The sequence below is a fragment of the Streptomyces sp. NPDC005576 genome, assembly GCF_042871745.1.
Lineage (GTDB): Bacteria > Actinomycetota > Actinomycetes > Streptomycetales > Streptomycetaceae > Streptomyces.
Genome location: NZ_JBIAJC010000007.1, coordinates 332,300 through 344,769, shown reverse-complemented (window position 1 = coordinate 344,769; position 12,470 = coordinate 332,300). Strand labels below are relative to the sequence as shown.

Below are 12,470 nucleotides of genomic sequence, written 5' to 3'. Positions count from 1 at the left end.
AGCCTGTGGACGGCAGGGGTGCCGCCCGCCCCTGCCGGACGGCGCCGCACCGCGCTAGAGTCCGGCGAACAGAGACGTTACTGATCAGTAAGGGGAGCGGATATGCGGCTCGGCATCAATCTCGGTTACTGGGGCGCGGGCATGGACGCCGACAACCTCGCCGTCGCGCAGGAGGCTGACCGCCTCGGCTACGACGTCTGCTGGGCGGCGGAGGCGTACGGCTCCGACGCGCCGACCGTGCTCACCTGGGTCGCGGCGCAGACCGAGTCCATCGACGTGGGCTCCGCGATCATGCAGATCCCGGCCCGTCAGCCCGCCATGACCGCCATGACTGCGGCCACCCTCGACTCCCTCTCGGGCGGCCGCTTCCGCCTGGGTCTCGGCGTCTCGGGGCCGCAGGTCTCCGAGGGCTGGTACGGCGTCAAGTTCGACAAGCCGCTGGCCCGCACCCGCGAATACGTCGACATCGTCCGCAAGGCGATGGCCCGTGAGCGGCTCTCGTACGAAGGACAGCACTGGACCCTGCCGCTGCCCGGCGGCCCCGGCAAGCCGATCAAGCTGACGGTCCACCCGCAGCGCGAGCACATCCCGCTCTACATCGCCGCCATCGGCCCGAAGAACCTGGAGCAGACCGGCGAGATCGCGGACGGCGCCCTGCTGATCTTCCCGTCCGCCGAGCACCTGGAGGAGACCGCGCTGCGGCACCTGCGGGCGGGCCGCGAGAAGGCCGGGCTCCCCCTGGAGGGCTTCGACGTCTGCCCGACCGTCCCGCTGGCGGTCGGCGACGACGTACAGGGCCTCGCGGACATGTTCCGCCCGTACACCGCGCTCTACGTCGGTGGCATGGGCAGCAGGCAGCAGAACTTCTACAACCAGCTCGCCCAGCGCATGGGGTACGAGAAGGAAGCCGCCGAGATCCAGGACAAGTACCTCGGCGGGGACAAGAGCGGCGCCGCAGCCGCGGTTCCGCACCGGCTGATCGACCAGACCACCCTGCTCGGCCCGGTCGACCGGATCGCCGACGGGATGCGCGCCTACGCCGAGGCGGGCGTCACCACCCTCACGCTCGCCCCCGCCGGCTTCACGCTGGAGGAGCGGATCGCCGCCCTGCGCGCCGGCACGGAGGCACTGGAGCGCTCCGGCGCCGCCGACTAGTGACCTGAGCCGGGTTGGCTCGCGGTGTCGCGGGGCTGGGCGCGCGCTCGCAGCGTTGCCGGAGCCTCACCGCCGGAGCGGGCTCCGGCCCGCTCCGGTTGCCCGGAGCGCCGCGGAGCCTTTGACTTCGGAGAGGGACTGTCCCGCGACTCCTGGCGGGTGCGACGCCGCACACGGATCCACCAGGAACCGCGGGACAGCCTCGATCTGCGGGCACCGGTACGGAGGTGGCAGCCATGCTCTCGGCAAAGAGTCTCTTCCAGGAGATCCTCGACGACGACGAGTCGTTCCGGCTCTTCTGCTCCATCGCCGCCGGCGGTGAGTCGCAGGGGGGCTGGGAGAACGCCCGCATCGCCGCGCTCGTACCCGGGAGCCAGCGCGCTCTCGCCCCGAAGATCGTCCGGCACGGTACCGACGAGGACAAGCACGGGCGCATCTTCCACGCGCTGCTCAAGAAGCGCGGGCTGCGCGCCGCCGAGGTCCCGGCCGACACCGACTACACGATGCTGCTGGAGCGCCGGGGGATCGGCCTCGCCCATGAGCGGCTCAGGCGCGAGGAACCGCTCGCGGAGCGGGACATCATCACCTATCTGGCCCACAGCCGCGTCACCGAACAGCGGGCCTCCGAGCAGATGCGCCTGCTGCTGAGGTACTTCGCCGACGATCCCGTCATCGGCCGCGCGGTGCGGATGATCTCGCACGACGAGGACAACCACCTCGCCTACTGCCACGAGGAACTCCTCCGCCTCGCCCGCGCCGGTCACGGCCGTACGATCCATCGCGTCCTGCGCGAGTGCGCCCTCGCCGAGATCGGGGTGTACCGCGACGTCAGCCTCGCGGTCATGGCCCACATGGGCCGCCTCCTCGGCTGGCCCCGGCCGAAGGCCGCGGCGCTGGCGGCCGGGATCCACGCGATGTACGCGTACGAACGGCTGGCCGGCTGGCGCCGGATGGTCAGCCTCGCGGAGCCGGAGCGCCGCGACGCCCTCGGCTCGCCCGCCGTGGTGGGCGCCGAGTTCGCCTGATCGTTCGCCCGGCCCGGGCGGGAGGCCCCGGGGGCCGTGGGTTCCGGGTCAGAGCCAGCCGCGCCGCTTGAACTGCCGGTACAGGCCGAAGACCACCCCGGCCATCAGCACGATCACCGCCGGATAGGACCACACCCAGTGGAGTTCCGGCATGTGGTCGAAGTTCATGCCGTAGATGCCGGCGACCATCGTCGGCACGGCGGCCATCGCCGCCCAGGCCGAGATCTTGCGCATGTCGTCGTTCTGCCGGACGCCCATCTGCGCCAGATGCGCCGAGAGGATGTCGGACAGCAACCGGTCCAGCCCCTCCACCTGCTCGTTGGCGCGGGTGAGGTGATCGCCGACGTCCCGGAAGAAGGGCTGCGACTCCGCGTGCACGAACGGCACCCCGGTACCCGCGAGGCGGGTCATCGGGGCCGTCAGGGGGCCGGCGGCCCGGCGGAACTCCATCACCTGGCGCTTGAAGGTGTAGATGCGGCTCGCGGTGTGCTGGGACTCGGCGTTGCCGCTCGGCGCGAACACCTGGGTCTCCAGCTCCTCCAGGTCGATCTGCAGTTCGCCCGCGACGTCTATGTAGTGGTCCACCACCGAGTCGCTGACGGCGTACAGCACGGCGGTCGGCCCCTGCCGCAGCACCGAGGGGTCCGCCTCCAGCCGACGGCGCACGTCCGCCAGCGGGGCGCTCTCACCGTGCCGGACCGTGACCACGAACGAGTCGCCCACGAACACCATCAGCTCGTCCGCGCTGACCTTGTCGCTGTGCGGCTCGTAGGCGATCGGCTTGAGCACCAGGAACAACGAGTCGTCGTAGATCTCCAGCTTGGGCCGCTGGTGCGCGGACAGGGCGTCCTCCACGGCCAGGGGATGCAGCCCGAACTCCTTCGTCACCATGCTGAACTCCTTCTCGGTGGGCTCGTGCAGCCCGATCCAGAGGAAGGCGTCCCCCACGGCCCGCGCCCGGTCCAGCGCGTCGGAGAAGTCGTCGGGGCCGTCCGTCCGGCGCCCGTCCCGGTAGATGGCACAGTCGACAATCACGGCGCGCATTCTTCCCTGCCCTGGCCTAAAGCACACCTTCGCCCCACCCGTGGGACCCCACCGGAGGTCGTTAGGCTGGCCGGTATGCCCACCCTGATCCTCGTACGCCACGGACGCTCCACCGCCAACACCTCCGGGGTGCTCGCGGGCCGTACCCCCGGTGTCTCACTGGACGAGCGCGGCGCCGAACAGGCCGCCGCTCTCCCCGGCCGCCTCGCCGGCCTCCCCCTCGTGGCCGCCGTGAGCAGCCCACTCCAGCGCTGCCGGGAGACCCTTCAGCCGCTGATGGACGCGCGTCCCGGCCTTCCCCTGCACGTCGAGGACGGCCTCTCCGAGTGCGACTACGGCGACTGGTCGGGGCGCAAGCTCGCCGAACTCTCCGACGAGCCGCTGATGTCGGTCGTGCAGCAGCACCCCTCCGCCGCCGCCTTCCCGGGCGGCGAGTCGATGCGCGCCATGCAGAACCGCGCGGTCGACGCGGTCCGCGTCTGGAACGCGCGCATCGAGGCCGAGTACGGCGAGGACGCCGTCTACGTGCTGTGCTCGCACGGCGACATCATCAAGGCCGTCGTCGCCGACGCGCTCGGCATGCACCTCGACCTCTTCCAGCGCATCCACGTCGACCCCTGCTCGGTCACCGCCGTCCGCTACACCCGGCTGCGCCCCTTCCTGCTGCGGCTCGGCGACACCGGGGACCTGGCGGGGCTCGCCCCGCGCGAGCACGGGATGGGCGCCGACGCCACCCCCGCCGACGAAGCGGACCACGGATCGCACGCCCAGGTGGGGGGCGGCGCTGGGGCGCCGTGATCGCTCCTGGCGATAGGGTGGACGGGCCGTGGGGAGCCCGTTCGAGGGTTTTCGCGGCACCCGTCCCCGAGCGGCGGGGGTCAGCCCCCGTCCGCCGTCGATTCCCCAAGGGAGAACTGACGTGTCCCGTCAGGTGTTCCTCTACGACCCGCCGGAACGATTCGTGGCCGGCACGGTCGGGCTGCCTGGACGCCGTACGTTTTTCCTCCAGGCGTCCGCCGGCGGCCGGGTCACCAGCGTGGCCCTGGAGAAGACCCAGGTCGCCGCGCTCGCGGAGCGGATCGACGAACTGCTGGACGAGGTCGTCCGCCGCACCGGCGGCAACTCGCCGGTACCCGCCGTCGCCCCCATGACGGTCGCCGACACCGCGCCGCTCGACGCCCCCGTGGAGGAGGAGTTCCGGGTCGGCACGATGGCCCTGGCCTGGGACGGCGACGAGCAGTGCATGATCGTCGAGGCGCAGGCCCTCGTCGAGATCGACGTCGAGACCGAGGACGACCTGGCGGCGGCCGAGGAAAGGCTTCTCCAGGACGAGGAGAACGGCCCGCCGATGCTCCGGGTACGCCTCAGCGGCGCCCAGGCCCGGGCCTTCGCCAAGCGCGCCCTGGACGTCGTCCACGCGGGACGGCCGCCGTGCCCGCTGTGCAGCCTGCCGCTCGACCCGGAAGGACACGTGTGCCCGCGTCAGAACGGATACCGGCGCGGGGCATGACGACCGCCACCGACCTGGTCACCCTGCTCACCGAGGGGCGGCTCACCGTCCTCGGCCGCGTTCCCGGAGCCTCCAACGCCGTCCTGCGGTGCACGGTCGCCCTCGACGGCGTGGAACGCCAGTGCGTCTACAAACCCGTGGCCGGGGAGCAACCGCTGTGGGACTTCCCCGACGGGACCCTCGCCCAGCGCGAGGTCGCCGCCTGGGAGGTCTCGGAGACCACCGGCTGGGGACTCGTACCGCCCACGGTGCTGCGCGGGGGCCCGTACGGCGAGGGCATGTGCCAGCTGTGGATCGACGCGGAGCCGGACGCCGGCCCCATGCTCGCCCTCGTCGAGGGGGAGGAGCCGGAGGACGGCTGGAAGGCCGTGGGCCTCGCGGACGTGGGCGAGGGGCGGACCGCCCTGCTGGTGCACGCGGACGACGCCCGGCTGCGGCGGCTCGCGGTGCTCGACGCGGTGATCAACAACAGCGACCGCAAGGGCGGCCACCTGCTCCCCGCACCGGGCGGCCGGCTCTACGGCATCGACCACGGTGTCACCTTCCACGCCGACGACAAGTTGCGCACTCTGCTCTGGGGCTGGGCGGGTGAGCCACTCACTGCCGAGGCGGTGCTGGTGCTGGACCGGCTCGCCGCCGAGCTGGCGCCCACGGCGGGGCTGGCTATCCGGCTGGGCGGGCTCATCACCCCGGCCGAGCTGGACGCCGTACGGGACCGTGTCGAGGCGCTGCGGGGGACCGGTCTGCACCCGGCGCCGAGCGGGCAGTGGCCCGCCATCCCGTGGCCACCGGTCTGACGGACCCGGTGAGAGCGACTTCACCGGACCTCACCGCACCCGACCTGGCCGGACCTGTGCGGGCCCGCGACCTCGCCCAGCCGGGCGTGCCCCGTGCCGACTGGTGCCGACCACTTCCGTCAAGAAGGCGTCTTCGGACACGATTCGCCATCCGGTTCGTATCCGGAACCTCCGTCCGGTTACGCTCATGACATGCATGCCTGGCCCGCTTCTGAGGTCCCCGCCCTGCCTGGCAAGGGCCGCGACCTTCGGATCCACGACACCGCGACCGGCGGACGGATCACCCTTGACCCCGGTCCCGTCGCCCGCATCTACGTCTGCGGCATCACGCCGTACGACGCGACCCACATGGGTCATGCGGCGACCTACAACGCGTTCGACCTCGTACAGCGCGTGTGGCTCGACACCAAGCGGCAGGTTCACTACGTCCAGAACGTGACCGACGTGGACGACCCGCTGCTGGAGCGGGCCGTGCGCGACGGTGAGGACTGGACCGTGCTCGCGGAGCGCGAGACCGCCCTGTTCCGCGAGGACATGACCGCCCTGCGGATGCTTCCGCCGAAGCACTACATCGGTGCGGTCGAAGCCATACCGGGCATCGTGCCCCTCGTCGAGCGCCTGCGTGACGCCGGTGCGGCGTACGAGCTGGAGGGCGACGTCTACTTCTCGGTCGAGGCCGACCCGCACTTCGGCGAGGTCTCCGGCCTCGACGCCGAGGCCATGCGGCTGCTCTCCGCCGAGCGCGGTGGCGACCCCGAGCGCCCCGGCAAGAAGAACCCTCTCGACCCGATGCTGTGGATGGCCGCCCGCGCGGGCGAGCCCAGCTGGGACGGTGGCAGCCTCGGAGCCGGACGGCCCGGCTGGCACATCGAGTGCGTCGCCATCGCCCTGGACCACCTCGGTATGGGCTTCGACGTGCAGGGCGGCGGATCCGACCTGGCGTTCCCGCACCACGAGATGGGGGCCTCGCACGCGCAGGCCCTGACCGGCGAGCACCCCTTCGCCCGCGCGTACGTCCACGCCGGCATGGTCGGCCTGGACGGCGAGAAGATGTCGAAGTCGCGGGGCAACCTCGTCTTCGTCTCCACCCTCCGCCGTGAGGGCGTGGACCCGGCGGCGATCCGCCTCGCCCTGCTCTCGCACCACTACCGGAGCGACTGGGAGTGGACCGACCAGGTCCTCGCCGACGCCGTCGCCCGGCTCGGACGGTGGCGCGCCGCGGTCTCCCGCCCGGACGGCCCCTCCGCCGACGCCCTGGTCGAAGAGGTCCGCGAGGCCCTCGCCGACGACCTGGACGCCGCGACCGCGCTGGCCGCCGTGGACCGCTGGGCCGAGCGCCAGCAGTCCGGGGGCGGCACGGACGAGGGCGCACCCGGCCTCGTCTCCCGTACGGTCGACGCCCTCCTGGGTGTCGCCCTGTAGAACCCGCTCGCACCCGTGTACACGACGGCCCCGGTCCTCTCTTCCAGGAGAGGACCGGGGCCGGTTCCGTACGGGGGCCGCCTTGCGCGGGGCGGGGCGTCAGTCGTCCGGCTTCTCCCCGTCGGGGGAGCCGGAATCCGAGCCGGAGTCGGGGCCCGTGCCGGAGCCGGGGCCCGTGCCGGAGTCCTGACCGCCGTCGTCCGACGGCTTCCTGCCCTCGGGCCGTCCGCCGGCGGTGCCGGGGTCCGCGGGGCGCTGCGGCTTGGGCGGGCGGGTGCGGCCGCTCGCCGGGTCCCGCAGATACGGCACGTCCCCGCTCTCCGTGGCGTGCCCGCCGGCCGCCTGACCCGGCCCCGGGCCGGGATCGCGGCGACGGAGATAGCGCTCGAACTCGCGGGCGATCGCCTCTCCGGAAGCCTCGGGCAGCTCGGCAGTGTCCCGGGCCTCCTCCAGCGTCTGGACGTACTCGGCGACCTCGCTGTCCTCGGCGGCCAGCTGGTCCACCCCGATCTGCCAGGCGCGCGCGTCCTCGGGCAGCTCGCCCAACGGGATGCGGAGTCCGAGCAGGTCCTCCAGCCGGTTCAGCAGGGCCAGGGTGGCCTTCGGATTGGGCGGCTGCGAGACGTAGTGCGGTACGGCGGCCCACAGGCTCACCGCCGGAACGCCCGCGTGGGTGCACGCCTCCTGGAGGATGCCGACGATGCCGGTCGGGCCCTCGTACCGGGTCTCCTCCAGGTCCATGGTCGTCGCCAGGTCCGGATCCGAGGTGACCCCGCTGACCGGCACCGGCCGGGTGTGCGGGGTGTCGCCGAGCAGCGCGCCGAGGATGACCACCATTTCGACGCCCAGCTCGTGGGCGAAACCGAGCAGTTCGTTGCAGAACGAGCGCCAGCGCATGGACGGTTCGATGCCGCGGATCAGCACCAGGTCGCGGGGCTTGTCACCCCCGACGCGGACCACCGAAAGACGCGTCGTCGGCCAGGTGACCTTGCGGACACCGCCGTCCAGCCACACGGTGGGACGGTTGACCTGGAAGTCGTAGTAGTCCTCGGCGTCCAGTGCCGCGAAGACCTCGCCCTTCCATTCCCGGTCCAGATGTGCGACCGCGGTGGAGGCGGCGTCACCGGCGTCGTTCCAGCCCTCGAACGCGGCCACCATGACCGGGTCGATCAGCTCGGGTACACCCTCGAGCTCGATCACCCAGGCCTCCTTCCGAAGTTCCCTCGCGTATACGTACGCACCAACCTTACGGGGTGGAGCATTCCCATCCGAAGCCCCTTTGCACGGGCGGGTGAACCCTTTCCGCCGAAGTGCGGCACTGATCGAATCGGTCCATCTCCCTCCGGAATCATCCGAGCTGTGTGTCCTCGGGTTTCTCCCGACGCTGGACGAAGGGGTTCGTATGGCGCTATACATCGGATGATCAGTAGAGAGATCCGATGTTACTTCTCTGGGGGCCGCGCATGAGTCAGACCGTCACGGACGTCGAGGTCCACGACATCCGCTTCCCGACGTCCCAGGAGCTGGACGGCTCGGACGCGATGAACCCCGACCCCGACTACTCCGCCGCCTACGTGGTGCTCCGTACCGACGCCCCGGGCCTCCCGGACGGCGGACCCCTCGAAGGACACGGGTTCTGTTTCACCATCGGCCGCGGCAACGATGTCATGGCCGCCGCGATCACCGCCCTGAAGCCGTACCTGCTGGGCCGGCCCCTCCCGCGCACCGCGGCGCACCTCGGGGACCTGTACCGCGAGCTGACGCACGACTCGCAACTGCGCTGGCTGGGACCGGAGAAGGGGGTCGCACACATGGCGGCCGGGGCCGTCCTCAACGCCGCCTGGGACCTCGCGGCGAAGGCGGCCGGCCTGCCCGTCTGGCAGTTCCTCGCGACCATGACCCCCGAGGAGCTCGTCTCCCTGGTGGACTTCCGCTACCTCACCGACGCCCTCACCCCCGAGGAGGCGCTGGCGATCCTGCGCGACGCCGAGCCGGGCCGCGCCGAGCGGACCGGACGGCTGCTGGCCGAGGGGTATCCCGCCTACACCACCTCTCCCGGCTGGCTCGGGTACGACGACGACAAGCTCGTCCGCCTGGCGAAGGAGGCCGTCGCCGACGGCTTCACCCAGATCAAGCTGAAGGTCGGCGGGGACCGCGACGACGACGTCCGCCGCCTCGGACTCGCCCGCGGGGCGGTCGGCCCCGGAATCCGGATCGCCGTGGACGCCAACCAGCGCTGGGACGTGGCCGAGGCGGTGGAGTGGATGAACGCCCTCGCCCCCTACGACCCGCACTGGATCGAGGAGCCCACCAGCCCCGACGACGTACTCGGGCACGCCGCCATCCGGGCGGCCCAGCCAGTCAAGGTCGCCACCGGCGAACACGCGGCGAACCGGGTCGTGTTCAAGCAACTGCTCCAGGCCGGAGCCGTCGACTTCGTGCAGATCGACGCGGCCCGGGTCGCCGGGGTCAACGAGAACCTCGCGATCCTGCTGCTCGCGGCGAAGTTCCGGGTGCCCGTCTGCCCGCACGCCGGCGGGGTCGGGCTCTGCGAACTGGTCCAGCACCTCGCCATGTTCGACTACGTGGCCGTCTCCGGCACCTGGGAGGACCGGGTCGTCGAGTACGTCGACCACCTGCACGAGCACTTCGCCGAGCCCGCCGTCGTGACGGGCGGACGGTACGTCACCCCGCGCGGACCCGGGTTCTCGGCCCGGATGCTCCCCGCCTCGATCGCCGCGCACCGCTACCCGGAGGGCCCCGTCTGGGCGGCCCTCCCCGTCCTCCAGGAGGCCCACCGATGACCGGCACGAAGGATTTCGACGGACTGTCCGCCCTGGTGACCGGAGGCGCGTCCGGCATCGGCGCTGCCGTCGCCACGCTGCTGCTGGAACGCGGCGCCCGGGTCGCGGTGCTGGACCGGGACACCGCCGGAGCGCCCGGGGGGACGTTCGCCGTGCGGGCGGACGTGACCGACGACGCCCAGGTCCGCGCGGCCGTCGACCGCGCCGCCGCCGAACTCGGCGGGCTGCACACCCTGGTCTCCAACGCCGGGATCGGCTCCATCGGCACGGTCGAGGAGAACTCCGACGAGGAGTGGACCCGGGTGCTGGACGTCAACGTCCTCGGCATGGTCCGCACCGCCCGGCACGCCCTGCCGCATCTGCGCACCGCGGCCGCCGGGCGCCCGGGCGCCGTCTCCATCACCCAGACCTGCTCCATCGCTGCCACCGCCGGACTGCCCCAGCGCGCCCTCTACAGCGCGAGCAAGGGCGCGGTCCTCTCCCTCACCCTCGCCATGGCCGCCGACCACGTCCGCGAAGGAATCCGCGTCAACTGCGTCAATCCCGGGACCGCGGACACCCCGTGGATCGGACGGCTGCTCGGCCAGGCCGAAGACCCCGGAGCCGAACGGGCCGCGCTCAGCGCCCGTCAACCGCTCGGCCGGCTGGTCTCGGCCGCCGAGGTGGCCGCCGCGATCGTCTACCTGGCGAGCCCCGCCGCCGCCTCCGTCACCGGCACCGCCCTCGCCGTCGACGGCGGGATGCAGGGCCTCAGGCTGCGCCCCGCGGCGGAGTGACCGGCCGCCGGACACCGCCAATTCGCCCGGTGTTCACCGGTCCGCCCGGCGTTCACAGGGTGGAGCGCAGCCACTGCTCCACGCTCGCCACGTGGACCGTCGCCCAGGCCCGCGCCGCCTCCGGGTCCCGGTCGCGCAACGCGGCCAGGATCGCCCGGTGCTCCTGGAGGGTGCGGCTGAGCGCGTCCTCCTGGGTCAGTCCGCGCCAGACCCGCGCCCTGGTGGTCGGCCCCGACAAGCCGTCCAGCAGCGAGCAGAGGACGGTGTTGCCCGAGGCCTGGACGATCCCCCGGTGGAAGTCCAGGTCCGCGGCGACCAGTTCCTCCACCGAGGGCTCGCTGCCCAGCGCGTCGAGCTGCGCAGCGAGCGCGTCCAGCTCGGCGTCCTCGATCCGGGAGGCGGCCATGGCCGTGGCCGCCGGCTCCAGGATGCGCCGGACCGCGAGGAACTCCAGCACCGTGTCGTCGCGGTGGAAATCCACCACAAAGCTCAGAGCCTCCAGCAGGAGTTGGGGGTCCAGGCTGGTGACGTAGGTGCCGTCGCCCTGCCGTACGTCCAGGATGCGGATGAGCGACAGGGCCCGCACCGCCTCGCGCAGGGAGTTGCGGGACAGCCCGAGGTCCGCGGCGAGTTCGCTCTCCTTGGGCAGCCGGTCGCCGGGGCGGAGCGCACCCGAGACGATCATGTCCTTGATCTTTTCGATCGCCTCGTCGGTGACAGCCATGACGGTCCTCCTGGATACGGACGGAAATCAGACATCCGATGTCTCACTCCATTATGCGGGTCCGCCCCGCCCGCATCCGCCGTCCAGAGCTGGGATCACCGCCACAGATCCGTCGGAGCCTCCCGGCGGACCACCGGAACGATCTCCTCCGCGAACCGCTGCAAGGTCTCCAGCTGTTCGGGACGGCTCAGACCGAGGCCGTCCACGGTGATCGACTGGAGGTCGTGGTGGTACTCCTCGTAATAGCCGAGGATCTTGTCGATGATCTGCTGAGGACTGCCGATCAGCTGCGGGCCGCCCGCGATGGCGTCCTCGATCGTCCGGTACGGGGTGTTGTAGCCGGCCTGCCCCTCCAGGTGCGGCTTGAAGGACTGCCGTACCCGCGCCTCGTACAGCTCCTTGTACCGCTCCACCGCCTGCTGCGAGCTGTCCGCGATCAGGAGCCCACCGGAGCCGGCCGCCACCCGGGCGTCCGCCGGATCGTGTCCGTACGCCTCGAACCGCTCGCGGTAGTGCGCGATCAGCCGCGCGTACGCCGCCTTCGGCTGGACGGCGTTGGCTGTGAACAGGGGGTCGCCGTGCTTGGCGGCCAGTTCGGTGGAGTGCAGGCTGGTCGCCGAGCCGTGCCAGACGCGCGGAGCTCCGTCGTACGGACGCGGCACGGTGGTGGTGTTCTTCAGGGGCGGGCGGAACTCTCCCTCCCAGTCCACCCCCTCCTCGGTCCACAGCCGGCGCAGCAACTCGTACTTCTCCTGCTGGAGGTCCCACTGCCGGTCCTCGTCGAGACCGAAGAGCGCGAAGTGACCGGCCTCCGCCCCCTTCCCGACGACCAGTTCGAGCCGCCCGCGCGCTATCTGGTCGAGGGTGGCGTAATCCTCGGCGACCCGGACCGGGTCGAGGATCGCGACGACGGTGACGCCCGTGAGCAGCCGGATCGAGGACGTCCGGGCGGCCACCGCGCCCAGCACCACGGTGGGGCTCGACGAGAGGAAGGCGCCTGCGTGCCGCTCGCCGACTGCGTACGCGTCGAAGCCGAGCCGCTCGGCGTCCGAGGCGGTCTCGATGACTTCGGCGAAACGGTCGGCGGGGGAGGGGAGTTCGCCGGTCAGCGGGTGCGGGGCATGCCCGATCAGGGAGAGCACGGAGAATTTCATGCCCTCCACTGTTCCCGCGTTCCGTTGCCGCGGTGTGGCGGCAACATGGCAGGTGACCG

The 12,470-nt window shown here is 71.9% G+C and carries 12 protein-coding genes; 8 read left to right on the top strand and 4 right to left on the bottom strand.

Going from position 1 to position 12,470, the window contains the following annotated elements:
- Positions 1–102 precede the first annotated feature (102 nt).
- The gene (locus tag ACFYPN_RS15150; RefSeq protein WP_358762019.1) at positions 103–1,155 is read left to right on the top strand and encodes an LLM class F420-dependent oxidoreductase; all 1,053 of its coding nucleotides are present in this window, start codon (positions 103–105) and stop codon (positions 1,153–1,155) included.
- A 236-nt stretch (positions 1,156–1,391) separates the two neighbouring features.
- Entirely contained in the window at positions 1,392–2,180 is a 789-nt protein-coding gene (locus ACFYPN_RS15145) for a ferritin-like domain-containing protein (RefSeq protein ID WP_358762021.1), read from the top strand.
- Positions 2,181–2,228: 48 nt separating this feature from the next.
- On the opposite strand, the gene ACFYPN_RS15140 is transcribed toward ACFYPN_RS15145, so the two are convergent.
- Entirely contained in the window at positions 2,229–3,224 is a 996-nt protein-coding gene (locus ACFYPN_RS15140) for a magnesium and cobalt transport protein CorA (RefSeq protein WP_358762023.1), read from the bottom strand.
- Positions 3,225–3,299: 75 nt separating this feature from the next.
- Between ACFYPN_RS15140 and ACFYPN_RS15135 the strand changes: the two genes are divergently transcribed.
- The 4 genes from ACFYPN_RS15135 (at position 3,300) to mshC (ending at position 6,953) form a co-directional block, all read left to right on the top strand.
- The gene (locus tag ACFYPN_RS15135; protein WP_358762025.1) at positions 3,300–4,022 is read left to right on the top strand and encodes a histidine phosphatase family protein; all 723 of its coding nucleotides are present in this window, start codon (positions 3,300–3,302) and stop codon (positions 4,020–4,022) included.
- A gap of 121 nt (positions 4,023–4,143) precedes the next feature.
- Positions 4,144–4,734 (top strand): DUF3090 domain-containing protein, encoded by a 591-nt coding sequence (locus tag ACFYPN_RS15130; protein WP_358762027.1) that lies wholly within the window; start codon positions 4,144–4,146, stop codon positions 4,732–4,734.
- Positions 4,698–5,531 carry an SCO1664 family protein gene (locus ACFYPN_RS15125; protein WP_358762029.1) on the top strand — a complete coding sequence of 278 codons (834 nt, stop codon included), beginning with the start codon at positions 4,698–4,700 and terminating at the stop codon, positions 5,529–5,531. The genes ACFYPN_RS15130 and ACFYPN_RS15125 overlap by 37 nt, the downstream gene beginning before the upstream one ends.
- A 192-nt stretch (positions 5,532–5,723) precedes the next feature.
- Positions 5,724–6,953 carry a cysteine--1-D-myo-inosityl 2-amino-2-deoxy-alpha-D-glucopyranoside ligase gene (gene mshC, locus ACFYPN_RS15120; RefSeq protein ID WP_358762031.1) on the top strand — a complete coding sequence of 410 codons (1,230 nt, stop codon included), beginning with the start codon at positions 5,724–5,726 and terminating at the stop codon, positions 6,951–6,953.
- Between the two features lie 99 nt (positions 6,954–7,052).
- Here the strand turns inward: mshC and ACFYPN_RS15115 are convergent, their stop codons facing one another.
- Positions 7,053–8,153, bottom strand: a complete 1,101-nt coding sequence (locus tag ACFYPN_RS15115) for a PAC2 family protein (RefSeq protein ID WP_358762033.1) — start codon at positions 8,151–8,153, stop codon at positions 7,053–7,055.
- Between the two features lie 263 nt (positions 8,154–8,416).
- Here ACFYPN_RS15115 and ACFYPN_RS15110 point away from each other — a divergent pair, with 263 nt between their 5' ends.
- Positions 8,417–9,757, top strand: a complete 1,341-nt coding sequence (locus ACFYPN_RS15110) for an enolase C-terminal domain-like protein (protein ID WP_358762035.1) — start codon at positions 8,417–8,419, stop codon at positions 9,755–9,757.
- Positions 9,754–10,533 (top strand): SDR family oxidoreductase, encoded by a 780-nt coding sequence (locus tag ACFYPN_RS15105; RefSeq protein ID WP_358762036.1) that lies wholly within the window; start codon positions 9,754–9,756, stop codon positions 10,531–10,533. The genes ACFYPN_RS15110 and ACFYPN_RS15105 overlap by 4 nt, the downstream gene beginning before the upstream one ends.
- A gap of 52 nt (positions 10,534–10,585) precedes the next feature.
- On the opposite strand, the gene ACFYPN_RS15100 is transcribed toward ACFYPN_RS15105, so the two are convergent.
- Positions 10,586–11,257, bottom strand: a complete 672-nt coding sequence (locus tag ACFYPN_RS15100) for a FadR/GntR family transcriptional regulator (RefSeq protein WP_358762038.1) — start codon at positions 11,255–11,257, stop codon at positions 10,586–10,588.
- Positions 11,258–11,352: 95 nt separating this feature from the next.
- Entirely contained in the window at positions 11,353–12,411 is a 1,059-nt protein-coding gene (locus ACFYPN_RS15095) for an LLM class flavin-dependent oxidoreductase (protein ID WP_358762040.1), read from the bottom strand.
- Positions 12,412–12,470: the final 59 nt, after the last annotated feature.